Source organism: Arthrobacter sp. AFG20 (assembly GCF_002892795.1).
Classification (GTDB): Bacteria; Actinomycetota; Actinomycetes; order Actinomycetales; family Micrococcaceae; genus Arthrobacter.
This window is the reverse complement of record NZ_PJMC01000012.1, coordinates 133,691-157,490: the sequence shown is the minus strand read 5'-3', so window position 1 is coordinate 157,490 and position 23,800 is coordinate 133,691. Positions and strand designations below refer to the sequence as shown.

At 67.5% G+C, this 23,800-nt stretch carries 24 protein-coding genes; 6 read left to right on the top strand and 18 right to left on the bottom strand.

Annotation, left to right across the window (positions count from 1 at the left end):
• Positions 1 to 9 precede the first annotated feature (9 nt).
• Positions 10 to 1,086 (top strand): DNA integrity scanning diadenylate cyclase DisA, encoded by a 1,077-nt coding sequence (gene disA, locus CXZ05_RS15255; RefSeq protein ID WP_102973387.1) that lies wholly within the window; start codon positions 10 to 12, stop codon positions 1,084 to 1,086.
• A gap of 14 nt (positions 1,087 to 1,100) precedes the next feature.
• Here disA and CXZ05_RS15250 read toward each other — a convergent pair whose 3' ends face one another.
• The gene (locus tag CXZ05_RS15250) at positions 1,101 to 1,826 is read right to left on the bottom strand and encodes a hypothetical protein (RefSeq protein ID WP_102973386.1); all 726 of its coding nucleotides are present in this window, start codon (positions 1,824 to 1,826) and stop codon (positions 1,101 to 1,103) included.
• A gap of 162 nt (positions 1,827 to 1,988) precedes the next feature.
• Between CXZ05_RS15250 and CXZ05_RS15245 the strand changes: the two genes are divergently transcribed.
• The 3 genes from CXZ05_RS15245 (at position 1,989) to CXZ05_RS15235 (ending at position 4,078) form a co-directional block, all read left to right on the top strand.
• Complete coding sequence (locus tag CXZ05_RS15245; protein ID WP_102973385.1) at positions 1,989 to 2,435, top strand: hypothetical protein; 447 nt, start codon at positions 1,989 to 1,991, stop codon at positions 2,433 to 2,435.
• Between the two features lie 184 nt (positions 2,436 to 2,619).
• Positions 2,620 to 3,438: an A/G-specific adenine glycosylase gene (locus CXZ05_RS15240; RefSeq protein ID WP_258006601.1), complete on the top strand. Its 819-nt coding sequence runs from the start codon at positions 2,620 to 2,622 to the stop codon at positions 3,436 to 3,438.
• 142 nt (positions 3,439 to 3,580) lie between these two features.
• Positions 3,581 to 4,078 carry a hypothetical protein gene (locus tag CXZ05_RS15235; RefSeq protein ID WP_102973383.1) on the top strand — a complete coding sequence of 166 codons (498 nt, stop codon included), beginning with the start codon at positions 3,581 to 3,583 and terminating at the stop codon, positions 4,076 to 4,078.
• 32 nt (positions 4,079 to 4,110) lie between these two features.
• On the opposite strand, the gene dhaM is transcribed toward CXZ05_RS15235, so the two are convergent.
• The 9 genes from dhaM to lysS form a co-directional block, all read right to left on the bottom strand.
• On the bottom strand, positions 4,111 to 4,845 hold the full coding sequence (dhaM, locus tag CXZ05_RS15230; RefSeq protein ID WP_102973382.1) for a dihydroxyacetone kinase phosphoryl donor subunit DhaM: 735 nt from the start codon (positions 4,843 to 4,845) through the stop codon (positions 4,111 to 4,113).
• The gene (gene dhaL / locus CXZ05_RS15225; RefSeq protein WP_102973381.1) at positions 4,842 to 5,468 is read right to left on the bottom strand and encodes a dihydroxyacetone kinase subunit DhaL; all 627 of its coding nucleotides are present in this window, start codon (positions 5,466 to 5,468) and stop codon (positions 4,842 to 4,844) included. The genes dhaM and dhaL overlap by 4 nt, the downstream gene beginning before the upstream one ends.
• 2 nt (positions 5,469 to 5,470) lie before the next feature.
• Positions 5,471 to 6,472, bottom strand: coding sequence for a dihydroxyacetone kinase subunit DhaK (gene dhaK, locus CXZ05_RS15220; RefSeq protein WP_102973380.1), 1,002 nt, complete (start codon positions 6,470 to 6,472; stop codon positions 5,471 to 5,473).
• 234 nt (positions 6,473 to 6,706) lie between these two features.
• On the bottom strand, positions 6,707 to 7,225 hold the full coding sequence (locus tag CXZ05_RS15215) for an amino-acid N-acetyltransferase (protein ID WP_194717972.1): 519 nt from the start codon (positions 7,223 to 7,225) through the stop codon (positions 6,707 to 6,709).
• 37 nt (positions 7,226 to 7,262) lie between these two features.
• Entirely contained in the window at positions 7,263 to 9,383 is a 2,121-nt protein-coding gene (locus CXZ05_RS15210) for a prolyl oligopeptidase family serine peptidase (protein ID WP_102973379.1), read from the bottom strand.
• A gap of 176 nt (positions 9,384 to 9,559) precedes the next feature.
• The gene (locus tag CXZ05_RS15205) at positions 9,560 to 12,052 is read right to left on the bottom strand and encodes an ATP-dependent Clp protease ATP-binding subunit (RefSeq protein WP_102973378.1); all 2,493 of its coding nucleotides are present in this window, start codon (positions 12,050 to 12,052) and stop codon (positions 9,560 to 9,562) included.
• Positions 12,053 to 12,542: 490 nt separating this feature from the next.
• Positions 12,543 to 12,869 carry an Lsr2 family protein gene (locus tag CXZ05_RS15200; protein ID WP_102973377.1) on the bottom strand — a complete coding sequence of 109 codons (327 nt, stop codon included), beginning with the start codon at positions 12,867 to 12,869 and terminating at the stop codon, positions 12,543 to 12,545.
• 137 nt (positions 12,870 to 13,006) lie between these two features.
• Entirely contained in the window at positions 13,007 to 13,192 is a 186-nt protein-coding gene (locus CXZ05_RS15195; protein ID WP_102973407.1) for a hypothetical protein, read from the bottom strand.
• A 2-nt stretch (positions 13,193 to 13,194) separates the two neighbouring features.
• Positions 13,195 to 14,733, bottom strand: a complete 1,539-nt coding sequence (gene lysS, locus CXZ05_RS15190; protein ID WP_102973376.1) for a lysine--tRNA ligase — start codon at positions 14,731 to 14,733, stop codon at positions 13,195 to 13,197.
• A gap of 139 nt (positions 14,734 to 14,872) precedes the next feature.
• On the opposite strand from lysS, the gene CXZ05_RS15185 reads away from it, so the two are divergent.
• Both CXZ05_RS15185 and CXZ05_RS15180 read left to right on the top strand, forming a co-directional pair.
• On the top strand, positions 14,873 to 15,823 hold the full coding sequence (locus CXZ05_RS15185) for an alpha/beta fold hydrolase (protein WP_102973375.1): 951 nt from the start codon (positions 14,873 to 14,875) through the stop codon (positions 15,821 to 15,823).
• A 60-nt stretch (positions 15,824 to 15,883) separates the two neighbouring features.
• Entirely contained in the window at positions 15,884 to 16,720 is an 837-nt protein-coding gene (locus tag CXZ05_RS15180; RefSeq protein ID WP_102973374.1) for an alpha/beta fold hydrolase, read from the top strand.
• 82 nt (positions 16,721 to 16,802) lie between these two features.
• Here the strand turns inward: CXZ05_RS15180 and CXZ05_RS15175 are convergent, their stop codons facing one another.
• The 8 genes from CXZ05_RS15175 to folB all read right to left on the bottom strand — a co-directional run bounded on the left by CXZ05_RS15175 (position 16,803) and on the right by folB (position 23,784).
• Positions 16,803 to 18,314, bottom strand: coding sequence for a DHA2 family efflux MFS transporter permease subunit (locus CXZ05_RS15175; protein WP_102973406.1), 1,512 nt, complete (start codon positions 18,312 to 18,314; stop codon positions 16,803 to 16,805).
• Between the two features lie 150 nt (positions 18,315 to 18,464).
• On the bottom strand, positions 18,465 to 19,394 hold the full coding sequence (locus CXZ05_RS15170; protein ID WP_102973373.1) for a pantoate--beta-alanine ligase: 930 nt from the start codon (positions 19,392 to 19,394) through the stop codon (positions 18,465 to 18,467).
• 32 nt (positions 19,395 to 19,426) lie between these two features.
• Positions 19,427 to 20,344, bottom strand: a complete 918-nt coding sequence (locus CXZ05_RS15165) for a Rossmann-like and DUF2520 domain-containing protein (protein ID WP_102973372.1) — start codon at positions 20,342 to 20,344, stop codon at positions 19,427 to 19,429.
• Positions 20,337 to 21,818, bottom strand: coding sequence for a PH domain-containing protein (locus CXZ05_RS15160; protein WP_102973371.1), 1,482 nt, complete (start codon positions 21,816 to 21,818; stop codon positions 20,337 to 20,339). Before CXZ05_RS15160 ends, CXZ05_RS15165 begins: the two co-directional genes overlap by 8 nt.
• On the bottom strand, positions 21,815 to 22,327 hold the full coding sequence (locus CXZ05_RS15155; RefSeq protein ID WP_102973370.1) for a PH domain-containing protein: 513 nt from the start codon (positions 22,325 to 22,327) through the stop codon (positions 21,815 to 21,817). Before CXZ05_RS15155 ends, CXZ05_RS15160 begins: the two co-directional genes overlap by 4 nt.
• On the bottom strand, positions 22,308 to 22,835 hold the full coding sequence (locus CXZ05_RS15150; protein WP_102973369.1) for a DUF3180 domain-containing protein: 528 nt from the start codon (positions 22,833 to 22,835) through the stop codon (positions 22,308 to 22,310). The genes CXZ05_RS15155 and CXZ05_RS15150 overlap by 20 nt, the downstream gene beginning before the upstream one ends.
• Entirely contained in the window at positions 22,832 to 23,428 is a 597-nt protein-coding gene (folK, locus tag CXZ05_RS15145) for a 2-amino-4-hydroxy-6-hydroxymethyldihydropteridine diphosphokinase (protein WP_102973368.1), read from the bottom strand. The genes CXZ05_RS15150 and folK overlap by 4 nt, the downstream gene beginning before the upstream one ends.
• Complete coding sequence (folB, locus tag CXZ05_RS15140; RefSeq protein WP_102973367.1) at positions 23,425 to 23,784, bottom strand: dihydroneopterin aldolase; 360 nt, start codon at positions 23,782 to 23,784, stop codon at positions 23,425 to 23,427. The genes folK and folB overlap by 4 nt, the downstream gene beginning before the upstream one ends.
• Positions 23,785 to 23,800 lie beyond the last annotated feature (16 nt).

The window sequence follows — 23,800 nt, the reverse complement described above, 5'->3', positions numbered from 1 at the left end:
GGAATATCTATGGCTCGCAGCCCTGAAGAATCGCTCAAGGCGACTTTGGGGAGGGTGGCCCCGGGGACCGCGTTGCGGGACGGCCTGGAACGCATTCTCCGCGGACGCACCGGCGCGCTAATCGTGTTGGGCTCGGACCGGACCATCGACTCGATCTGTTCCGGCGGCTTCGACATCGGCATCGACTTCTCACCAACGAGGCTCCGCGAACTGGCCAAGATGGACGGTGCCATTGTTTGCGACAAGGATGCCAGCAACATCCTGCGCGCGGCAGTTCAGCTCGTCCCGGACTCGAGCATCGAAACCCAGGAATCCGGCACCCGCCACCGGACCGCCGAGCGCGTGGCCATCCAGACCGGCGTGCCGGTGATCTCGGTGAGCCAGTCCATGCAGATCATTGCCCTCTACGTCAACGGGCTGCGGCATGTCCTCGAGGGCTCCGAAAAGGTCCTGGCCCGCGCCAACCAGGCCCTGGCGACACTGGAACGCTACCGTTCGCGGCTGGACCAGGTGACCAGCTCGCTCTCCGCCCTGGAGATTGAGGCCATGGTCACCGTGCGCGATGTGGCCGTGACCCTGCAGCGCCAGGAAATGGTGCGCCGGATCTCCGAGGAGATCTCGCAGTATGTTCTGGAGCTCGGCGAGGACGGCAGGCTCCTGTCCCTCCAGCTGGATGAGCTCACGGTGGGCCGCGGCCCCGGCAGCGACATCATCATCCGTGACTACGCCGGGCCGAACGCATCTCCGGAGGACATCGAGGGCGCGGTCAGCGCGCTCCTCAACCTCGGCCCCACCGAACTGATCGACCTCAGCAAAATCGCCGGAATCATCGGCTTCGCCGGCGGCGTGGAGACCCTCGACGCCGTGGTGCAGCCGCGGGGCTACCGGCTCCTGTCCGGGCTCAAGGCCGTGCCGAAAGCTGTTGCGGACAGGCTGGTGGACCACTTCGGCGGCCTGCAGTTCCTCATGGCTGCGACCATTGACGACCTGATGACCGTGGACGGCATCGGCGACCAGCGTGCCCGCACGGTCCGCGAGGGCCTCAGCCGGATGGCCGAGGCCAGCCTGCTGGACCGTTTCCTCTGATTTCCATCGCAGCGTCAGCTGAGCTGGAAGACCGTCGGCGGGCTGACCTTGGCGCCAAGCTTCGCGATGAACACGTAGTACCCGCTGCCGGCAACCGAACCGTCCGGCACCTTCTCGCAGCCCTGCACCGAACGGTTGCGCGGCCACGGGAAGTTCGCCGTTTCGCTCTTGCCGGGCGCAATGGTCTTGACCAGGTCAGTGCTGGCAGCCTGGCAGTCGGCGGATGAGAACACGCGATCCGAGCCGCTGGTGACCAGGAAGTCCATCTGCGATGTGCCGATGTTCACCTTACAGGGAAGCTTTCCGCCGTTGGTGACCGTGAGGCTCAGCACCGGCTTCTCATCTGCGGCGTAGGACGTCTTGTTGGTGGCCGCCTTGACGGTCACGAGCTTCTGTTCGCACGTGGGCGAGGCGGAGGGGGTGGCAGAAGGGCTGGCCGACGGCGTTGCCCCCGGCTGCGCCGTGCTGCCCTGCGCCGACGAAGCCTGCGAGGAGTCCTGCGCGGAGACGGCCCGCTCGGCGCCGCCGAGGAGGCTGGTAACCGTGGCGACACCGCCGGCGATCAGGCCCAGGACCAGCAGCAGCGCCACTCCGGCAAAGAGCCGGCGGCGGCGGTACACGGCGGGGCTCGGCTTACGGCCCGCGCGGGACACCGTTTTCGCGGGTGCCGTTTTCTGTGCCGCCGGTTTCGGTGACCGGTTCCGGCCCGCGCCGGAGTTCGGAGTGTCTTGCCTGCCCATCCTTCTAGGCTAAGGAACGGCCGGGTTTCTGCTGCACCACCACGCCGACACCGCCCCACCATGTCCGATTCGTGACTCAAATTCGGGTGACAACTGTCAGCACACTTACTAAAATTGAATCCCGGATACCACTTACCGGGCCGAGTTGGGAGAGGACTACTGATGGTAGATCACTTGTTTGGCGGTCACCTCGAACGCGTCCTGCTGCCGCTGACGTTTGGCAAACATCAGAGCCAGGGGATCGAGTTCACGGTGCTTGCGGTTGAGATCTGGGACACCGGCATAGTGGTGAACCTGCACCTCGCATCAGTCAATGAGGACGAGCCGCAAACCCCCGCAATCGTTGTCCATGACCACTTTGGCACCGAGTACAGGTTGGATGAGGTGGCCACTGTCGGCGCCCGCCAGCTGCAGTTCTTTGCGCCCTCAATACCGGAAGGAACGCGCAGCCTTACCATCCGCTCCGGGGACCCGAACAGTGCCAGCTTCGTGGTGGCCCTTGCTGTTCCGGCGTCCAACGGGCGCGGCGGTGAAACCCTGCACGGCCATGTGAGGCGGCTGCCCGCGCGGCGGGAGGAACTGCCTTCGGCGGAGCAGGAGGCCAGCTGACGGCGCCGGGCCGGGAACCGCCGTCGGGGTTTTCAACTAGAGTGTTGGCATCAAAACCACAACCGATTACCCAGACCTGACTGACGTCCATTCCTCACTGGAGGACTGGTTCGACGCCGAAGCCCGGGATTTGCCGTGGCGTGCGGCCGACTGCTCGCCCTGGGGCGTGCTGGTCAGTGAGATCATGCTGCAGCAGACCCCCGTGGTGCGCGTGCTGCCGGTCTGGGAAGAATGGCTGCGTCGGTGGCCGGAGCCCGCCGCACTGGCACGGGAACCCGCCGGTGAAGCGGTCCGCGCCTGGGGCCGGCTGGGCTATCCGCGGCGCGCGCTCAGGCTGCATGCTGCTGCAATAGCCATCGAACGAGACCACGGCGGCAGGGTCCCGCAGGACTACCCCGAGTTGCTCGGACTGCCGGGGGTGGGCAGCTACACGGCGGCCGCCGTCGCCGCTTTCGCCTTTGGGCGCCGCGAGACGGTGGTGGATACCAACATCCGCCGCGTCCACGCACGGCTCTTTTCCGGCTCCGCCCTGCCCGCCCCGGCCCTGACAGCCGCGGAGATGCGGCTTGCGGCCGAACTGCTGCCGTCCGACGCCGGAAGTTCCGTCCGCTGGAACGCTTCGGTCATGGAGCTGGGGGCGCTGGTGTGCACGGCCCGGGCACCCAAATGCGCCGAGTGCCCCGTACGCGACCGGTGCGCGTGGCTCGCCGCCGGTGAGCCGCCGCCGTCGTACACGCCCAAGGGCCAGGCGTGGCAGGGCACAGACCGCCAGGTCCGCGGCGGCGTGATGGCGGTCCTCCGGCTGGCGGCCGCGCCGGTGCCGGCGGAGATGTTCCAGCAGGCCCCTGCCGACCTCGGGTTCGAGGCCGCCGGCATCGGCGTACCGCTGGCCGCTTTGCACCGGCTGAACTGCGCGCCGGAGCAGCTGGAACGGGCGCTGGCGGGCCTCCTGGCGGACGGCCTGGCCGAGCTGCACCAGGGCGGGTACCGGTTGCCGGCCTGACCGCGTCGCCCCGGTCCGCCTGGCACCCGCCGCACGGGTTTTGGTCTCAATTAGGCACCTACGGCACGGGCGCGGGTAACGATGAGGGCGCCAGTTTGTGCCGCCCCGGTTCCACCGCCGAAGGGCGGATCTACCCTGAAGTATGGGCAAGACAGGGGTACTTTTGGCCACAATCACGACGACGGCACTCCTTTCGGGGTGCCATGCCTTCGAGGTGGCGTGCCCGGCCATGGCCCAAGCGTCAGGGGTCGCGGTCACGGTGGCCGCCGGCTACGCGCCCGCAGTGAAGACGCTTCATGTGAAGGCCTGCCAGGACGGCAAATGCAAAGAGGACACGCTCGAGCTCGTAGCGGGCTCCGTACCTGTTGACCTGGGCTGCGCCGACGATTCCAGGCCCGATGCCGTGTGCGCGGCGACCGCCAAACCGGACGGCACGCAGCGGGGAATGCTGAATCTGGACACGCTGGGCGAGTCCCCGCTCGACGTCACCGCCACTGGGCGGTACACCAACGGCAAGCCGTTGCCCGCGCGCACGCTGACCTTCGCCCCCAGGGCCAGCTACCCGTTCGGCGAGCAGTGCGGACGGTTTGTCTCGGCTTCCGTGGTGCTGGATGCGGCAGGCCTCAGGCAGGACAGGTAGCCCGGGCCTGAACCCGGCCTGCCTGAATCCTCTCAGGGTTCCCCGAAACCGTCCCGTACCAGCCCCGCCACATACTCCACGGCGCGCTCTGCGTCGGGTCCGTACGCTTCCACGTGCAGTACCGATCCCTTGCCGGCAGCCAGTGTCATCAGTCCCGTCATGGAGGCGCCGTCCATTCCGTTCACGGTCACGTCCGCATCCAGCGCCGACAGGCCACCGGCTATCTTGGCGGCCGGCCGGGCATGCATGCCTGCCAGGTTTACGAGCTCGAAGTCGCCGCTGGCATCAGGTGCCGGGGCTTCCGGCTCACCCGCGGCCGGGTCATGGGCAGCGGGCTCCTTTCCGGCAGTGGCAGCGGCCGGGTAATCCTCTGCCTTGGGCCGCGGCGCGGGATACCCATGGGTGGCTTCGGCTGCACGCCGGACAGCATGAACACTGGCTCCTCCCTGCGCCGCCACCGCGGCCGCCACGAGACCCTCCACAATGGGGGCGTCGGCGAGGAGCACGGGGCCGCTGCCTTCGGCGAATTCCATTGCCGATTCCGCGGTCATCACGGCCGAGCCCAGATCGGTCAGCACCACCACGCCGTCGCCCCCGGCAGCGGTTTCCAGCGCCGCCGTCACCTTTTCCATGCTGGTGCCGATCCGGCCGTCCGACGTTCCGCCGGCCGGCACCATCATTACGTCCGGCGCCATCTGGGCCGCGAGTTCCACGGCGCCATCGGCAATCTTGTCACTGTGCGAAACCACCACGATCCGCACCGTCATGCGGCGGCTCCCGCAGCGGCGCGGAGGATGAGGGCACTTGAGGCGGCTCCGGGGTCCCGGTGGCCGGCGCTTCGCTCCCCGAGGTAGCTGGCCCTGCCCTTGCGCGCCACCAGCGGATCAGTGGCCACGGCGCCGGCCTCGGCAGCCTCCGCCGCGGCGATCAGGACTGCCAGCGTATCGCCGTCGGCCGCTGCCGCTGCGGCCGCGTCAACGGCAGGGGTCCAGGCATCAACCATTGTCTTGTCGCCCGTCTCGGCCTTTCCCCTGGCCACGATGCCGTCCCGCGCCGCTGCGAGCGCTGCAGCGAGCACAGCGGCGTCGATGTGTGCAGCGTCCCCCAGCGTGGTTGCGGCCCGCAGGAATGCCGTGCCGTAGAGCGGTCCCGCAGCCCCGCCGACCTTCGACATCAAAGCCATGGCCGTCAGCTTGAGTGCTGCGCCGGGGGTCTCGGGAGGACTTTCGGCGAGCTTGTCGAGCACCGCCTGGAAGCCGCGGTCCATGTTTTCGCCGTGGTCAGAGTCGCCGATGGCCCTGTCCAGCTCGATGAGCTCCACCCTGTGCTCCGCCATTGCCTGGGCCGACAGCGTCAGCCATTTGACGGCCCAGGTCACGTCCAGCACCACTGCTACACGCCCCATCGAAGGGCCGGCGTGTGCACGGGCGCGTCCCAGAGGGCCGTCATCTCGTCGTCAAGCCGCAGTACCGAGATGGAACAGCCCTGCATCTCGAGGGACGTGATGTAGTTCCCCACCAGGGAACGCTCCACCGTGAGGCCCCGCTCCGCCAGGATCTGGGCGGCCCGGCGGTAGACGATGTACAGCTCGCTCAGTGGCGTTCCGCCCATGCCGTTGACGAACAGCAGCACCTTCTCCCCCGACGCCGTTCCGAGGTCGCTGAGGATCGGTTCCAGCAGGCGGCTGGTGATGCCGTCGGCATTTTCCATGGCGATCTTGTGCCGGCCCGGCTCGCCGTGGATCCCGATGCCGATTTCGATCTCGTTGTCCTCGAGGTCGAAGCTCGGTGTGCCGGCGTGCGGTACCGTGCAGGCCGAGAGCGCAACACCCATGGTCCGCACGTTTTGGTTCACGCGGTCGCCGATGGCCGCCACCGCGTCGAGGTCGTCGCCGCGCTCGGCGGCGGCTCCGGCGATCTTCTCGACCAGGACCGTACCGCCCACTCCCCTGCGGCCGGCCGTGTACAGCGAATCCTCCACCGCGACGTCGTCGTTGACGAGCACCGTGCGGACTTCCACGCCCTCGGCCTGGGCCATCTCGGCCGCCGTTTCGAAGTTCAGGACGTCGCCGGTGTAGTTCTTCACGATATGGACCACCCCTGCACCGGAGTTCACCGCGAGCGTGGCCGGAAGGATCTGGTCGGGAGTCGGTGAGGTGAAGACGGCGCCGGGCACAGCGGCATCGAGCATCCCGCGCCCCACAAATCCGGCGTGAAGCGGTTCATGCCCGCTGCCGCCGCCGGACACCAGGCCGACCTTGCCGGCAACGGGGGCATCCTTGCGGGTGACGTACTTTGGATCGGCGCTGACGGTCACAAGGTCTGCATGGGCTAGCCCGAATCCCTCGACGGATTCGTCCACAACAGCGCGGGGGTCATTGATGAGCTTTTTCACGGCCGGCTCCTGGGCTCTCGGTGCTTCATTGACATCGGTCAGGATGTGCTTTGACCCTACTACCGGCACCCGCTGCGCGGTAGTTCGGAAACGGCGGAAGGGACAGCCCCCAATGCTGTCCCTTCCGGTCCCCACGAGTTTATCCAGCAAATTTATAAAAGGAAAGGAGTGTTACGCGGCAGCCGTGGGCGGATTTTGATCCCTGCCAGAGCCAGGCCGAGATTGGGGCAGGCTCTAGAGAGCCTTGATCATCCGCGTGTTGCCCAGTGTGTTGGGCTTCACGCGAGCAAGGTCCAGGAACTCCGCCACGCCTTCGTCATGCGAGCGCAGCAGCTCGGAGTACACCTGCGGATCCACTGCCGACTGGTCCGCCATGACCTCGAAGCCGTGCCGCTTGAAGAAGTCCACCTCGAAGGTCAGGCAGAACACCCGCGAAACGCCCAGCGCCGCGGCCTGCTTCAGGAGACTCTCAACGAGGACGTGCCCCACTCCCCTGCCGCGCCAGGCATCCGAGGCGGCAAGGGTCCGGACTTCTGCGAGATCCTCCCACATGACGTGCAGGGCGCCGCAGCCGATGACCTCGCCGGCCGCCGACTCAGCTATCAGGAACTCCTGCAGGCTCTCGTAGTAGGCCACCGTCTCCTTGGCCATCAGTATTCGCTCTTCCGCCAGCGGTGCCACCAGTTTCTTGATGGCAGCAACATCGCTGGTCCGGGCAGGGCGAACGGTGAAGGAGTCAGTCACAGCCCCCATCTTACGGCGACGGCCGCGGTCACCTCCGGCCCGGAAGTCAGAGGCCCAGATCCGCCGGCAGCTCGATGTCCCTGCCGAGGACGTTCCTGGCCAGGAAGTGTTCAACCACGCCGTACCAGACCTTGGCGTGCTGCGGCTGCAGGATCCAGTGGTTCTCGTCAGGGTAGAACAGGAACCGGTGGCTCGTCTGCCCGTTCTCGTCGGACGCGAGCTGAGACTTGGAGAGCAGTTCGTACCAGAGCCGCAGGCCTTCCCCGATGGGCACCCGGTAGTCCTTGTCGCCATGGATGACCAGCATGGGCGTCCGGATCTTCTCGACGTGCAGGTGCGGGGAGTTCTCCAGCGCCATGTCCGCCGTCATTTCCTTGAGCCAGTAACTGGACGCATCGGTGGTGGGTCCGAATTGGTCCAGCGCCCACAGGCTGGCATGGGTCACGATCGCGTTAAAGCGGTCGGTCTGCCCGGCCACCCAGTTGGCCATGTACCCGCCGAAGGAGCCGCCCATCGCGGCCGTGCGGCTCTCGTCGATGTCCGGCCGCTGCACCACCGAATCCGTGATGGCCATCAGGTCCGTATACGGCGCCTTGCCCCAGCCGCCCCAGCCCCGCTGGATATATTCCTGGCCGTAGCCCGTGGACAAAGCGGGATCCGGGAGCAGGACAGCGTAGCCGCGGGCCGTGAGCAGCCACGGGTTCCAGCGCCAGGTCCAGGCGTTCCAGGATCCCAGCGGGCCGCCATGGATCCACAGCAGCAGCGGCGCGGGGCTCTCGGCGGAGGCCCCGGCGGGCAGGGCCAGGTAAGCAGGCACCCGCGAGCCGTCGGCCGCCGTCGTCTCCACGCGCTCCAGCGCCCCTTCGGTTTGCGGCCGCTCCGCCGGGGACGGCAGCCGCGTCACGTTTCCGGTGGCAAGGTCGATCCGGACAGGCTCGGCGGGGAACTCGTACGAGCTCCGCAGCGCGTAGGCGCTGCGTCCGTCGGGTGAAACGACGACGTCGGTGTAGGCTGCCGCGTCCGGCGTCACCCGGGTGACACTCCCCCGGGCGGCACCCGCCGCGACGCTGACACTGAAAACCGGCGACGCGCCGTCGTCGTCCGCCGTGACCAGGAGGGCGGATCCGTCCGGGAGCCACGCCTCCGGGTGGGGCCACCGGTCCCACCCGTGCGCGAGAGGCTCCAGGTCCTCCCGGCCGGCTTCGCCGGAGACATCGAGGAGATGCAGCTTGACCTGCGGGGCCCGCTGGGGCGTGGTGTCGCTGACGCTGAGGACGGCGAGCAGGCCGCCGTCGGGGCTGACCGGCCCGGGGAAGTAGTTCACGCCCTCCTCGTCGAGGAGGACCCGCTGAGTGCCGGTGGCGACGTCAACGGCGGCGAGGACCGAGCGCAGGTCCGCCTTTGGCAGCGGCCTCAACAGGCTCGTGTAGATGGTCTTTCCGTCCGGGCTGACCACCGAGACGGCCTCGCGGAGGCGGGAGCCCGCCTCCGGGGTGAGGTTGCGCAGGGTGAGGGGCGCGGTCCTGTCCACGGTGGCGGGCTTGCCGGGTTCCGGCTCGGGCCCCGGCTCCACCGCGAAGAGCCGCGGCTGGGCAGGGCCGAGGTCCGCGTCCCAGTACCGCACCGGATACTCGCTGTGCAGGATGGCCGCCACCTTGTTGTCCTTGCGGCTCTTGCGGCGCTCGGCGTCGGCCTCCTCGTCGCCGGAGCCGGCAAGAACGGACGCGGTGACGAAGGCCGCGTTGGCGTCCCTGGCCGCCATGACCTTGTCCACGCCGCCAGCCCGCGACAGCACCACGCGGGCCTCGCCGCCATCTGCGGGGAGAACCCAGAGGGCACTGACGGGATCACCGTCGGCCTCCCTGTCCGGATCCGGCCGGGCGGACGTGAAGTAGACGTCGCCGTTGGCCGCGAACGTGGCGCCGGCTTCGCCCTTGGCGCTGCGGGTGATACGGCGGGCCTGCTTCCCGCCCGCCGGGTCCAGCTCCCACAGCGCCGTTCCGTATTCGGTGCCCTTGCTGTTGAGCGTGGCGACCGTCGTTACCAGCCGCTGGCCGTCAGGGCTGAGGGCCAGGCCACTGACGCGCGGGATCGCCAGGTAGTGGTCGAGGTCGTGGAAAGGGGTCGCCGGTTGCTCACGCAGGATCGCTGCATCTTCAGTTGACATGTGCCGATTCAACACCTCCTGTGCACTGGATCACAGAAGGGTTCACTATTAGTGAAACAGTACTTTCAGACCTCTTTTGCCGGCGGGAGCGCAAGCAAAAGGCCCCGCCTGCTCCCTTTCGGGGGCTGACGGGGCCTCTTGGCGCTGGAGTGCGGCTGGGTGCCAAGCGCCCAGTGCTAGGCGCTCGGGGCGATTTCCGGGATGCGCGGCTTGGCGTTGCCGGCGAAGGTGAACTTCGCGTCGTCGCCTTCGCCGTCCACATCCACCACCACGATGTCGCCGGGGTGCAATTCTCCGAAGAGGATCTTCTCGGAGAGCTGGTCCTCGATCTCGCGCTGGATGGTGCGGCGCAGCGGCCGGGCACCCATGGCGGGATCGTAGCCGCGGGTGGCCAGGAGCACCTTGGCCGCCTTGGTCAGCTCGATGCCCATGTCCTTGTCCTTGAGGCGCTTCTCCAGGCGGGTCACGAACATGTCCACGATCTCGATGATCTCGTCCTGGGTCAGCTGCGGGAACACCACAACGTCGTCAACACGGTTGAGGAACTCGGGGCGGAAGTGCTGCTTCAGCTCCTCGGTGACCCGGGCGCGCATCCGGTTGTAGCCGGTGGTGGTGTCCGTGCCGGACTGGAAGCCAGTGGCAACGCTCTTCGAAATGTCCCGGGTACCGAGGTTGGTGGTCATGATGATTACAGTGTTCTTGAAGTCCACCACACGGCCCTGGGAGTCGGTCAGGCGGCCGTCTTCCAGGATCTGCAGCAGTGAGTTGAAGAGGTCGGCGTGGGCCTTCTCAACTTCGTCGAACAGGACCACGGAGAACGGACGGCGGCGGACCTTTTCGGTCAGCTGTCCGCCTTCTTCGTAGCCGACGTAGCCCGGAGGTGCACCGAAGAGCCGCGATACCGTGTGCTTCTCGGAGTACTCGGACATGTCCAGGGTGATCAGGGCGTCCTCTTCACCGAACAGGAACTCCGCGAGGGCCTTGGCGAGTTCGGTCTTGCCGACGCCTGTGGGGCCGGCGAAGATGAACGAGCCACCCGGACGCTTGGGGTCCTTCAGGCCTGCACGGGTGCGGCGGATAGCCTGGGACAGGGACCTGATGGCCTCGTTCTGGCCGACAACGCGCTTGTGCAGCTCGTCTTCCATCTTCAGCAGTCGCGAGGATTCTTCCTCGGTCAGCTTGAACACCGGAATGCCCGTGGAGTTCGCGAGGACTTCGGCGATCAGGTCCTCGTCCACCTCGGAGATGTCGTCCATGCCGCCGGTCTTCCAGTGGCGTTCCTTCTCGGAGCGCTCGGTGATGAGCTTCTGCTCCTTGTCGCGCAGCGACGCTGCACCTTCAAAGTCCTGCGCATCAATCGCGGACTCCTTCTCCATCTTCAGCTCGGAGATGCGCTCGTCCATCTCCTTGAGCTCCGGCGGAGCGGTCATGCGGCGGATGCGGAGCCGGGCACCGGCTTCATCGATGAGGTCGATCGCCTTGTCCGGCAGGAACCGGTCCGAGATGTAGCGTTCGGAGAGGTTCGCGGCCGAGGCGAGGGCGCCGTCGGTGATGGTGACGCGGTGGTGCGCCTCGTAGCGGTCCCGCAGGCCCTTGAGGATCTCGATCGCGTGCGCAACCGAGGGCTCCTTGACCTGGATGGGCTGGAAGCGGCGCTCGAGGGCGGCATCCTTCTCGATGTGCTTCCGGTACTCGTCCAAGGTGGTGGCACCGATGGTCTGCAGCTCGCCGCGGGCCAGCATGGGCTTCAGGATGGAGGCCGCGTCGATGGCACCTTCAGCGGCACCGGCACCCACGAGGGTGTGGATCTCGTCGATGAAGAGGATGATGTCGCCGCGGGTGCGGATCTCCTTGAGGACCTTCTTCAGGCGCTCTTCGAAGTCACCGCGGTAGCGGGAGCCGGCCACGAGGGAGCCAAGGTCCAGCGTGTACAGCTGCTTGTCCTTGATGGTCTCCGGCACGTCGCCGCGCACGATCGCCTGGGCCAGGCCCTCGACGACGGCGGTCTTGCCGACGCCGGGCTCGCCGATCAGTACGGGGTTGTTCTTGGTGCGGCGGGAAAGGACCTGCATGACGCGTTCCATTTCCTGCTCGCGTCCGATCACAGGGTCCAGCTTGTTCTCGCGGGCAGCCTGCGTCAGGTTCCGGCCGAACTGGTCCAGCACAACGGAGCCGGCGGGGGTACCCTCTGCCTGGCTTTGGCCGACGCCGGCGCCGGTGGTCTCTTTGCCCTGGTAGCCGGAGAGCAGCTGGATGACCTGCTGGCGGACCCGGTTCAGGTCGGCGCCGAGCTTCACCAGCACCTGGGCTGCCACGCCCTCACCCTCGCGGATGAGTCCCAGCAGGATGTGCTCCGTGCCGATGTAGTTGTGGCCGAGCTGCAGGGCTTCGCGCAGCGAAAGCTCCAGCACCTTCTTTGCACGCGGCGTGAACGGGATGTGGCCGGAAGGAGCCTGCTGGCCCTGGCCGATGATCTCCTGCACCTGCTCGCGGACGCCGTCGAGCGAAATGCTCAAGGACTCAAGAGCTTTGGCGGCAACGCCCTCACCCTCATGGATCAGACCCAAGAGGATGTGTTCGGTACCAATGTAATTGTGGTTCAGCATGCGTGCCTCTTCTTGGGCAAGCACAACTACGCGACGGGCACGGTCCGTAAATCGCTCAAACATTTCGCCACACTCCTAGCTACGACGTACTTTGATGCTACGTGGGGGAAGCCTGACTTGGGGAGCTTGTTCGCCACAGGGGAAACCGGGGGGCCTTGCGGGGGTCTCCTCAGCTGCCGTACCAGCCTTGCGGCGCAATGCCGGAGTAGGCCTGGATAGCATCCGGGTGCCACCAAGGCGCCATTTATTGTTTCGCTGGGCAGGGTGTCCGAAATCAACCGCCTGGAATGTTCCATAGGGCCCGGATCATCTTGCCCACCGCCGGCGTAAAAGCGCCCGGATTGCCGCGGTGCAGGTTTTCCGGTTGGAGAGCATTGTCGGATTCCGCTGTCCGGCGGACCGGATTACCCGTTCGGCCGGCGGCTCCGATTAACAGTGGTTCTGATTAATGCGACTGGCAACGGCGGGTTAAAGCGCAGCGCCCCCGTCAACCGGGGGCGCCACGCATATATTCAGAACGTTTTGTGCACTAACTGGCTGCCAGGGCACCGGGCTAGGAATTGGCCTTTTGGTAGGCTTCCTGGATTTCCGCCTGAATACGGCCGCGCGCGTTTACGGTGTAACCGTGATCCCGCGCCCACTGGCGTATCTGGGCAGAGTCCTGGTTGCGTCCGCCCGATGCCTTGACGCGGGCAGGCCGGCCGCCGGACGTTTTGCGGCCCGCTGAAACAAAACGTTCCAGTGATGACCGCAGTTCTGAAGCATTGGCCGAGGACAGGTCAATTTCATAACCGACGCCATCCAGGCCGAAGCGAACGGTTTCGTCCGCAGATCCCCCATCCAGATCGTCCACAAGGACGATATTGACTTTCTGTGCCATCAAAAATCTCTCTTTTGGAAAGGACGTGTAATCAGATAAGCAGGATGTATCCACGTGAAGTATCTCCCCCAATAAGGCAACGCGTCAAAACACGCAATGGTTCCTTGGGGATAACTGGCGGTATTAAAAGTCGCCTGTTATTTGTCTGATTCAGTCGGCAACTCGGGAGAATCATCTCCGGCTGCCGCCTGTGCGTCAGCTTCAGCCTGTGCGCGGGCTTCGGCCTGGCGTTCGGCCTTGTCCGCGTTAAAGATGGACTTCATGGCGAACCAGAAGATCAGGCCAACCACCAGCGAGGGCAGCAGCACGGCGACATAGTCCATCATCAGTGGCCTTCGGGCTTGAGGAGCGGGAAGAGAATTGTTTCGCGGATGCCGGCGCCGGTAAACAGCATGACCAGGCGGTCGATGCCCAGGCCGATTCCGCCCATGGGCGGCGCACCGTATTCCAGCGCGCGGAGGAAGTCCTCGTCCAGCTGCATGGCCTCGACGTCACCGGCGGCGGCGTGCCTGGACTGCTGGGTGAGACGTTCGCGCTGGATGACCGGGTCAATGAGCTCGGAGAACGCGGTTCCGCGTTCCATGCCGCCGATGATCAGGTCCCAGGCCTCGATCAGGCGGCCGTCTTCCCGGTGCGGGCGCGCCAGCGGCTGGGCGGACGGCGGGTAGTCGTAGACGTACGTGGGGTTCAGCAGGGTGGGTTCCACGATTTCGCCGAAGAGTTCCACGGCCAGCTTCTCGGCGTCCCACTTGGGATCGACCTTGACATCGTGCTTCGCGGCCACGGCGCGCAGCTCCTCAAGCGTGGTGTCCGGGGTGATCTCCTGGCCCACTGCCTCGGAAAGCCCCGGGTACACGGCAACCCAGGCCCAGTCGCCGTCGAGGTTAATCTCCCCGGCTTCGGTCTGGAGCACGCGTCCCGCACCCACGGCGTCCGCGGCGTCCAGGATGATCTCCTTGATGCGCTCGGCCATGACGAACTGGTCTGCCCAGGCCTCGTAGCACTCAAGCGTGGTGAACTCCGGGCTGTGGGTCGAGTCCACGCCCTCGTTCCGGAACACGCGGCCCATGTCGTAGACGCGGTCGATGCCGCCCACGACGGCGCGCTTGAGGTACAGCTCGGTGGCGATGCGCAGCGTCATCTTCTGGTCGAACGCGTTCATGTGCGTTTCGAACGGCCGGGCCAGGGCGCCGCCGTGGACCAGCTGCAGGATGGGCGTTTCCACCTCAACGTAGGTGTGGCGGAACAGGGTCTCGCGGATGGAGCGGGTGATGGCGGCGCGGGTGTAAACCATCTCGCGCGCCTCGTCGCGGACCATCAGGTCCACGTAGCGCTGGCGGACGCGGGTTTCCTCATTGAGTTCGGCGTGCAGCACCGGCAGCGGGCGGAGCGCCTTGGAGGCCATGGACCAGGACTCGGCCATGACGGAGAGTTCACCGCGGCGCGACGAGATGACTTCGCCCCTGATGAAAACGTGGTCGCCCAGGTCAACCAGGGCCTTCCAGTCCGCGAGGGCCTCTTCGCCCACGTTCGCCAGGCTGAGCATGGCCTGCAGCCGGGTGCCCTTGCCGTCCGTGCCGCCTTCCTGCAGCGTTGCGAAGCACAGCTTGCCGGTGTTCCGGACAAACACCACGCGTCCGGTGACGCCGACGACGTCGCCGGTGGTCTCGTCGGCCTGCAGGTGGGCGTACTTTTCGCGGATCTCACTGAGCGAGTGCGTGCGCTCAACACCCACCGGGTACGCCTCCGACCCGCGTTCGATCAGCTTGGCGCGCTTCTCCATGCGGATGCGCATCTGTTCGCTGGCGTCGAGCGGTTCTGGGGCGTTCTTGGGGGCGGGGGTGTTTTGGGAAGTCACAGTCATCAAGTTTACCGGGACTTCCCGCCCAGGAGTTCGGGACTTCCCACCTTGGAGTTTTTGTCCAGATATTCGGACTTCCGGGGCCATTTGGGCACGATATCTGCACAAAAACTCAAGAGGGGGTGGGGCATAGACTCGGGCTGTGGAGACCTGGACAGTTGAGACGGACGACGACGGCAACCGGCTTGAGGTGCACTCCTTCAGGCCCGCCATGCTCACCACTGCCGACGGCGGCAATTCCGACGGCTCCGCCGCCAGCACCGCCGCCCAGGGTGACCCGGCCCCGGTGACGGCGCCCGGCGTCGTCGTCATCCACGGAACACTGGTGACCGACGCGCTGTACCGGCCGTTCGCCCGGAACCTAAGCCTCCTGCTGAGCCGGCCGGTGCACTGCTACAACCGCCGCGGCCGCGCCGGTTCCGCTCCGCAGCCGGACGACTATTCGGTCGCGACCGAGATCCGGGACCTCGCCGCCGTGATGAAGGCGACGGGTTCTGAGGACGTGGTGGCGCACAGCTTCGGCGGCTTCGTGGCACTCCAAGCGGCACGCGACATGCCGCTGCGCAGGCTGGTCACGTACGACGCCGCGGTGTCCCTTTCCGGCAACCTGCACCACCGCTGGCGGCCGGAACTGGAGCAGGCCGTGACGGACGGGCAGCTCAACCATGCCTGGGCGCATCTGGTGCAGGGGCTGGCCACGGCCGGCCCGCTGTCTTACCTGCCCCTCGGCGCGCTGCGGATGCTCAGCATCATGTCAGCCCGGACCAACGTGGGCGCGGAAATGCGGGAGCTGCTGCCCACGGCCGTTAAGGAAATGCGGGCCGTGCTCGACGCCGACGCGGAGCTCGCGGATTTCACGGAACTGGCCACCCCCACGCTCATGCTCAGCGGCGGCTGGAGCCCGGGATACTTCGCCGACACCGGCCGGCAGCTGGCGTCGGCGGTGCCGGCGATCGACTTCGCGGTGGTTCCGGGCCAGCTGCACGAGGGGCCGATCCGGCCGGGCAAACGCCTGGCCATTCGGATTGCCCGCTTCCTTAATGGCACCGACGGGACCATTAGTCCCCAGAGCAGGAAGCGCCGGCACGGGTAGCCGCCGGCTGTCACCAGCGGCTGGCTGTCGGCACACGCCGGCCTCCGATAGGCTCGGAACATGACTCGCGAGATCATCAGCACACCCGACGGCGGCAAGCTCGAGCTGTTCAGCACGGGCGAGGAACTGGCCCCTGCCGGCTCCGGCGTGGTTGTGGTTACGGCCTCCATGGTGACGGCGGCGGACTACACCCGCTTCGCGCAGAAGCTCAGCGCCGCCCTCGGCCGGCCGGTGCACACGTTCAACCGCCGCGGCCGGGGCGCCTCCTCAGAGCAGGCCGGCGACTACACCCTGGACGTTGACATCCGCGACCTCGATACGGTCATGAAGCACACGGACAGCACCGACGTCTTCGGGCACAGCTTTGGCGGGGCCGTGGCCCTGCACGCGGCCAGGACCCTGCCAGTGGAGCGGCTCGCCGTGTACGACCCCGCGGTCTCCGTCAACCACAGTGTCACGGCGGGCTGGACCACCGAATACGAACGGGCGACGGCGACCGGAGACGACGACCGCGCCCTCGCCGTCCTGCTCCGCGGGCTCGAGGCTGAAAGCGCCTTCTCCTCCCGCATGCCGCTGTCCATGATGACCCTCGCCAATAAGCTCACGGCGGGAACCACGGTGGGCAAGCAGATGCGCGAAATGATGCGCACCGGCGTCCGGGAGATCAAGGCAATCATCGCCGCGGACATGCCGGCCGAACCGTTCCTGGCGCTGCCGCTGGAGACGCTCATCATCGTCGGCGAGAAGAGCCCGGCCTACTTCGGCGTGGCCTGCGGCCAGATCCACGACGTCCTCTCCGGCTCCAGCTACACCATCCTGCCCGGCTTCGGGCACGACGGCGTCAACCGCGCCCCGGACAGGCTCATCACCGAGCTCAGCGACTTCTTCGCCGGCTAATCAAAGCAACGCGGGGTCACTTCGCGCCCTTTGAGCCTCCGGATTGGGCGCGAACTGACCCCGCGTTGCTTTTAATGTGCGCTTAGTGGGCCGCGGGTGCGCCTTCGGCGCCTGCTGTCTTCCGCATCATCGAGGAGAGGACGACGGCGGCAACGGCTATGACGGTTGCCGTCAGGAATGCTGCGTTCATGCCCGCAACGAGGCCGGAGCCCGCCGAAACGACGGCGAAGATGGACACGAGCAGCGCCGTGCCCGCCGCGCCGGCCACCTGCTGCAGGGTACTCATGATGGCCGAGCCGTGCGAGTACAGGTGCGGCGGCAGCGGGTTCAGGCCGGTGGTGAACGCGGGCGTGAAGAGCAGCGCCAGCCCGAAGCTGAGCCCGACGTGCAGGGTGACGATCCACCAGACCGGAGTGCCGGCGTCGAGCATCGAGAACTGCCACAGCGTCAGGACCATCAAAGAGGATCCGGTGACCGTGAGCGGCAGCGGCCCCACCTTGTCGAACAGGCGGCCGATCACCGGGCCGAGCAGGCCCATGGCGAGGCCGCCGGGCAGCAGGGCCAGCCCGGTCTCGAGGGACTGCAGGCCGCGGATTTCCTGCAGGTACAGCGGCAGCAGGATCACGGCGCCGAACAGGGCCACCATGGACACCACCATCAGCAGCACGGAGACGGTGAACATCCGGAAGTTGAAGGCCCGCAGGTCCAGCAGCGGGGCCTCGGACTTCTGCAGCCGGAGCTGGCGGAACGTGAACGCGGCAAGGCCGGCGACGCCAAGAACCAGCGCCACGACGGCCAGCGTGCTCGGGCCGCTGCTGCCGCCGTGGCCGCCGCCGATCTGGCTGAGGCCGTAGACGAGGCCGCCGAAGGCCGGGACGGTCAGCACCACGGAGAGGAAGTCGAGCCTGGACTTTTCGGTCTCGCCGACGTTGGTCAGGAACTTTGCACCGATGGCCAGCGCGGCCAGTGCGATGGGCAGAACGAAGATGAACATGAAGCGCCACGAGAAGTGCTGCAGGATGAACCCGGAGACGGTGGGCCCCATGGCCGGTGCAACGGAGATGGCGATGCTGACGTTGCCCATCACGGCGCCGCGGCGGGCCAGCGGCACCAGCGTGAGGATGGTGGTCATCAGCAGCGGAAGCATGATGGCGGTGCCGCCGGCCTGAATGATCCGTGCCAGCAGGAGGATCCCGTAGCCGGGCGCCGCTGCGGCAAGCGCCGTACCGCCGGCGAACAGGCCCATGGCCAGGAGGAAGACGGACCGCGTGGACAGCCGCTGGAGGATGAAGCCGGTAGTCGGAATCACCACCGCCATGGTCAGCATGAACCCGGTGGAGAGCCACTGCACCGTGGGGGCATCGACGCGCAGGTCCACCATGAGCCGCTGCAGTGCAACGTTCATGATGGTTTCGTTCAGGATCACCACGAAGGTGGCCACCAGGAGCGTGACGATAACCGTCACGGACTCGCGGGACATCCTGTCCGAGGTAGTTGCTGCGGCCGGGGCCGGCGCTGCGGCCGGGGCTGCAACGGGAGCGGCCGGCTCCCGGGCAGGTTCGCCAGACGAATTGGACGTGACTTTGGTAGACATGGCGAGGCCCTCAGGGTGTTGGAATTGATGGCTGGCGATCAGCGCCGCTGCAGACTCCAACAGTGTAGTGGCCGGACCCATTCCCGTATATGGGATTTAACCAGCCGAGATTCAGGTCACCCGGGAATGGAGCGCCGGGCCCTTTATCCGTCAGGAGCTGAGCGGCACGTTGTCGATCAGCCGCACGGCACCCACCTTCGCGGCAACCAGTGCCAGCCCTTCACCGCGGAAGGGTGTCTCGTGGCAGTTCTCGGCGAGCGGCTCCAGCGCGACGGGATCGACGACGTCGAGGTAGTCGAGCCGGACCAGGGGCTGGGACTCTATCAGGGCCCTGGCCGAACCGACATCCAGCGGCTCGTTCGCGTTCGCCCGCTCCTCAATGAGGCGCAGCGCGCGGGACAAGACCAGCGCTGCCTCGCGCTCCTCGCCGGAAAGGAAGCGGTTCCGGCTGGACAGCGCCAGCCCGTCGGCGTCGCGGGCGGTTGGCACGGCAACGATCTCCACGGGAAAGTTCAGGTCGGCCACCATGCGGCGGACCAGGGCCAGCTGCTGGGCGTCCTTCTGGCCGAAGTAGGCGCGGTACGCCGGCAGCCCGCCGCCGGAGCCGGCAACGAAGGCGCGGCCGCCGGGCAGGCCGGTGCCGGGGATGCCCAGGTGCAGCAGCTTGGCCACCACGGTGAGCGCGCCGTCGAAGTGGCCGGGCCTGGATGCGCCCTCCCATTTCTCCCCCAGCGGGCCGGAAGTGATCCTGACCATCGGCTGCCCGCCGGGGTACATCTCCTCCACTGACGGCGCGAAGACCAGATCCACGCCCTGCTCCTCCAGCAGCGCCACGTCCGCCTCGAGGGTCCGCGGATACCGGTCCAGGTCCTGTGCCTCGCCGAACTGCAGCGGGTTAACAAAGATGGACGCCACCACAACGTCATTCTGCTCGGCGGCGGCCCGCGCCAGCCGCCCGTGGCCCGCATGCAGGGCGCCCATGGTGGGAACTAGGCCCAGGGACGAGCCGTTCTTTTGCGTCAGCAGCAGCCGGCTTTGCGCACGGAGGGAATCCGCCGTCGTTACGAGTCGGATTGCCATGTCAGTGTCCTCCCTTGGCCCCGTGGCCGGTTTCATGCACGGCCGTCATCCTGGCCGGCGTCGTCTGTGCCCTCAAGTGCGGTGCGAATATTGTCCGCCTGGTCCGGCTTCAGGAGGCCCCGTCCTTCAGCGCGCCTGGCGGTGGCCTGCGCCATGGCGAGGTACGCCGCGAGGACGTCGCCGCCGGTCCCGCCGTCGTGCTCCCGCAGCGCGCGGGCGTGCGCCTTCACCGTTCCGGCGTCCCCCCGCGCCACCGGGCCCGTCAGGGCCGATTCGCCGGAGGCGAGAGCGTTCTCGAGCGTCGCCCGGAGCAGCGGCCCGAGCATGCGGTCCGGCGCCTCGACGCCCACCTCGGCCAGCAGCTGCGACGCCTGCGCCACGAGCGTGACCAGGTGGTTCGAACCGTGGGCCAGGGCCGCGTGGTAGATGGTGCGGTCGCCCTCGGCGATCACCACGGGTTCGGCCCCCATCTCGACGACGAGCGCCTGTGCGATGGGAAGCATGGCGGCGTCCGCCGTGACACCGAACGTGCAGTCCAGCAGCCGGGTCAGGTCGAGGCTCATGCCGGTGAAGGTCATGGCCGGGTGCAGCGCCAGCGGCACGGCACCCGCCGCCCGGACCGGATGCAGCACGCCGACGCCGAACCGGCCCGATGTGTGCGCCACGAGCTGGCCGGGCTGCCACGCACCGAGCTTGGCGAGGCCCTCCACCAGCCCGCCGAGGGCATCATCCGGAACGGACAGCAGCACCAGTTCCGCGCGCTCCACGATGTCCTGGATCTCCAGGACGGGAACGCCGGGCAGCAGGGTTTCGGCCCGTTCACGGCTCGCCTCGGAGACGGCGGAAACCCCGACGACGGCGTGCTCGGCCGCGCGGAGCGCCGCACCGAGGACAGCGCCCACTTTGCCGGCACCGATGATTCCGACGCCGAGGCGTCCTGGCTTAACCACGTTGCTGGCCTTCCTGTTGGGATGCTGGAGTTGGTCGTTGATCGAGCTGGGCCAGCCACTGTTCGCTCGTCTGCCGCCGCCGGGCCGCCCTGGCACGGGCCGCCTGGGCGTCGAAGAGCGCCTGCGCCTCCCGGAGGTCCGCCTGGATCACCCGTGGGGCGACAGGCCCTGCAGTGGTGTGCAGCACGACGTCGGCCAGCCCGAACCTGCGCGCCAGGGGTCCCTGCTGCAGCGCGATCGACTGCGTCCGCTGGTGCGGGACCACCACAAGCTGCCTCCACCAGCGGCCCGACCGCATGAGCAGCGCAGTGTCCGTGGCAGCGAAGGCGTTGCGCCGCCAGCCCAACGGCGCGAGCAGCCGCGCCCGGCGCGGCGTGGTGACGAAGCCGCCGTCGGAATCCATTCCGTTCACACCCTGCTGGAAAACGCGCAGCGGATCAGCCGTTCCGGGGTCCGGCAGCACGAGGGCCATCATGTTCAGGACGTCATCCATCCTTCCCACCGGCAGCAGCGTGGTGCGGGAGCCCCCCTCGCCGTTGTTCGCCCCGGCCCCGTAACCGGCGGCGTTAACCTGCATCCGGTACCAGCCGAAGAGGCGCCACAGCGGCGGCTGTGCCACCTTCAGCGCCTGGATCCGGCCCGGCGGCAGTGTCTGCGCCTGCGTGTCGAGCAGCCCGTACCGGAGCCGGATGCCGTCCGGGGAGATGGCCGCCGTGAAGTTGTAGCCCTTGTTGAATGAGCTCCAGTATGCGGCGACGAAACCCAGCGCCGCGGGAATCAGGTAAAGGAAGAAAGCCCTGTTCTCGGTCAGCGCAGACAGCACCACGGACGCCGCGGCACCCAGGACAATGAACACCGTCTGCTCGCTGAGCAGGAGCGAGCCAAAGAGGCGCGACGGCGGGACCTGGAGGACGTGCTGCTCCGGCGCCTCGGGAGCGGCTGCTTCGGGCTGTGCGGGATCCAGCCGGACGCCCGAGGCGCGGGCGAGGATGGTGGCGCGCAGCTGGCGGGCATCGCCAATGCGCAGGTAAGCCAGGCGGACGGCCGACTCGCCGGCGTCGGCCACTTCGAACTTCAGTTCCGCGAGGCCGAAGATCCTGGCGAGCAGCGGCTGGACGATGTCGATGGCCTGGACCCGGTCCAGCCTCGCCTGCCGCTGCTGCTTGAACAGGAAGCCGGTGTTGACGCGGACGTAGCCCTCCGCCACCTGGTACCGGGTGAAGTACCAGGACAGGATGAAGCTCAGGACCGCCAGCACCAGCATCAATGCCCCGGCGCCCAGGAGCCACGGGGCACGCCCGGCGATGCGGTCATCGATCAGCGGCTGGCCCTGGAGCATCCGTTCGAAGCTGTCACGGCCGAAGAAGTAGCCGATGGCGGCCAGCGCAACCCAGCCACGTACGAAAGGTGTGGCCGGGTGCACGCGCAGCCACTCGCCGTCGGGCTTTCCGGAAGCGAGGCCGCCGGCGCTCACAGCCCGGCCAGCCTGGCTTCGCCGCGCGCCGAGAGCTGTTCCCTGAGCCGGGCGCCTTCCTCGGCGGGAAGGCCGGGGATGCCGGCGTTGGTGCCGGCCGATGCCGTATGCAGCTTCAGGCTGCACAGGCCCAGCCCGCGTTCCACCGGGCCGGCGCTGATGTCCACGTACTGCATGCGGCCGTATGGCACCACCATGACGCGCTGGAAAAAGATGCCGCCGCGGATGAGGAGGTCGTCCTCGCGCTCGGCGTAGCCGATGGCCCGTACCTGCCGCGGGATCAGGACCAGGCGCCACAGCGCCAGCAGCAGCATGAAAGCCGGAAGGCCGATGGCCAGCCAGAGCGGCGGCCACCGCCACCAGCCGAGCCGGACAAACACCAGCGGCAGGCTCAGCACGGCCACCATCACCAGGTTGCCGAGGGCCCACTCCACGAGCCGGACCGTGATGTACTTCGGGGACACACGCAGCCAGCTGATCCCGGGGGGATCAATCGCCGCGGTAGGCATACTCGCCTTCCCCCTTGGCCTTGCCCCGGCCATGGCCCGGCAAGCCCTCTGCGGCGTCCGTCTCGCCGTCCTCCGGCGGGATCTTGCAGAAACGTTCGACGACGAGCCCCACCACGATCATGACCAGACCGCCGCCGGCCATGCCGAGGGCGAGCCAGGTGACGTCGAGCCCGCTGCGGATGCTCCAGAACCGCAGCTGGTCCAGGAAGATCCCGGCGTGCCAGCCCAGCAGCATCGCGCCGGTGTAGGCACAGGCCTGGGCGAGGACCAGCGTCCAGGCCGCCAGGATGGGATTCAGCATTTTCTTCTTTTTGCCGTTCCGCCACCGGAGTACGCGGATGCCCAGCACCAGGGTCAGGGCCACGATGACGCCCATGCTGACCAGCGCAGCGGCCGGCAGGACCGGCGTGGCCATGCCGTAGCGGACGGTCAGGACGGCGGCGGACCAGCCGGCGATGGCAAGGGCAAGGCCCACGACTGCGAGGAGCAGCGGGCTCACGGGTTTCACGGCTGCTCCACCGCCCCGACGTCGGGCACGCCGTCGAAGTCTCCGAAGCCGTCGAACGGCAACAGGTCCGGGAAGTCGGCGGCCCTGGCGGCCAGCTCCCCCACCGGCTGCCCGTTCAGGGTGGCCGAGGGGTCCATCTGGGACCAGGGATAGAGCACGAAAGCGCGCACTGCGGCGAACGGGTGAGGCAGGGTCAGCACAGGATCGGAACTTTCGATGTCCCCGTAGACGATCACATCGACGTCGAGCGTGCGCGGACCCCAGTGGACCTCACGAACCCGGTGGTGCTTGTTCTCCACCGCCTGGCAGTGCTTGAGCAGTTCGAGCGGTTCCAGCGATGTTTCGACCGAAATCACCATGTTGAGGAAGTCCGGCTGCCCGGCGGGGCCGCCGACGGCCTTGGTCTGCACTATCGGCGAGACGGCCAGGAGCCGCACCTCCGGGCGGTCCACAAGGTCCGCCACGGCCTCGGACAGCGTCTCGTTGCGCGCCCCGAGGTTGCTGCCCAGCGCCAGTACCGCGCGGGAATAGCTGGTCTTCGCCGCGGCCTTCCCGTGCGCCGGCTTCCCATGCAGTGCGGGTGCCGGATTCATGTCCGCTCCCGGTAGACGCTGACGGCGACGTCGCCGAAGGGAACCTCAATGGGCGCCTTCGGTTTGTGCACCGTGATTTCCACGGCCTGGATCTTGAATTCCTGGAGCAGGCCCTCGGCCATCCGCACCGCCAGTCCTTCTATCAGGTTCAGGGGCTCGCCGGTGATCCAGTCGGTGATCCGGCCGGCCACCTCGCCGTAGTGGGCGGTGTCGCGCACGTCGTCCGACGCCGCAGCCTGGCTGAAATCCAGATGCAGCACGGCGTCCACAACAAACGGCTGGCCCTCGCGGCGCTCAAAATCGAACACCCCGTGGTAGCCGGTGGCGGTGACACCGGTCAGCGAGATCCTGTCCATGGCGGTTCTGCTCGGC

Bases quoted from the DNA above. Each gene is read 5' to 3' on its own strand.
- CXZ05_RS15215 (WP_194717972.1), bottom strand. From the start codon at position 7,225: ATGGGGGCTGTGACTGACTCCTTCACCGTTCGCCCTGCCCGGACCAGC.
- CXZ05_RS15195 (WP_102973407.1), bottom strand. From the start codon at position 13,192: ATGGACTATGTCGCCGTGCTGCTGCCCTCGCTGGTGGTTGGCCTGATC.
- CXZ05_RS15240 (WP_258006601.1), top strand. From the start codon at position 2,620: ATGCTGCAGCAGACCCCCGTGGTGCGCGTGCTGCCGGTCTGGGAAGAA.
- CXZ05_RS15210 (WP_102973379.1), bottom strand. From the start codon at position 9,383: ATGTCAACTGAAGATGCAGCGATCCTGCGTGAGCAACCGGCGACCCCT.
- folK (WP_102973368.1), bottom strand. From the start codon at position 23,428: ATGAATCCGGCACCCGCACTGCATGGGAAGCCGGCGCACGGGAAGGCC.
- CXZ05_RS15200 (WP_102973377.1), bottom strand. From the start codon at position 12,869: ATGGCACAGAAAGTCAATATCGTCCTTGTGGACGATCTGGATGGGGGA.
- CXZ05_RS15205 (WP_102973378.1), bottom strand. From the start codon at position 12,052: ATGTTTGAGCGATTTACGGACCGTGCCCGTCGCGTAGTTGTGCTTGCC.
- folB (WP_102973367.1), bottom strand. From the start codon at position 23,784: ATGGACAGGATCTCGCTGACCGGTGTCACCGCCACCGGCTACCACGGG.
- disA (WP_102973387.1), top strand. From the start codon at position 10: ATGGCTCGCAGCCCTGAAGAATCGCTCAAGGCGACTTTGGGGAGGGTG.
- CXZ05_RS15250 (WP_102973386.1), bottom strand. From the start codon at position 1,826: ATGGGCAGGCAAGACACTCCGAACTCCGGCGCGGGCCGGAACCGGTCA.
- CXZ05_RS15245 (WP_102973385.1), top strand. From the start codon at position 1,989: ATGGTAGATCACTTGTTTGGCGGTCACCTCGAACGCGTCCTGCTGCCG.
- CXZ05_RS15155 (WP_102973370.1), bottom strand. From the start codon at position 22,327: ATGCCTACCGCGGCGATTGATCCCCCCGGGATCAGCTGGCTGCGTGTG.
- lysS (WP_102973376.1), bottom strand. From the start codon at position 14,733: ATGACTGTGACTTCCCAAAACACCCCCGCCCCCAAGAACGCCCCAGAA.
- CXZ05_RS15180 (WP_102973374.1), top strand. From the start codon at position 15,884: ATGACTCGCGAGATCATCAGCACACCCGACGGCGGCAAGCTCGAGCTG.
- CXZ05_RS15235 (WP_102973383.1), top strand. From the start codon at position 3,581: ATGGGCAAGACAGGGGTACTTTTGGCCACAATCACGACGACGGCACTC.
- dhaM (WP_102973382.1), bottom strand. From the start codon at position 4,845: ATGACGGTGCGGATCGTGGTGGTTTCGCACAGTGACAAGATTGCCGAT.
- CXZ05_RS15170 (WP_102973373.1), bottom strand. From the start codon at position 19,394: ATGGCAATCCGACTCGTAACGACGGCGGATTCCCTCCGTGCGCAAAGC.
- CXZ05_RS15175 (WP_102973406.1), bottom strand. From the start codon at position 18,314: ATGTCTACCAAAGTCACGTCCAATTCGTCTGGCGAACCTGCCCGGGAG.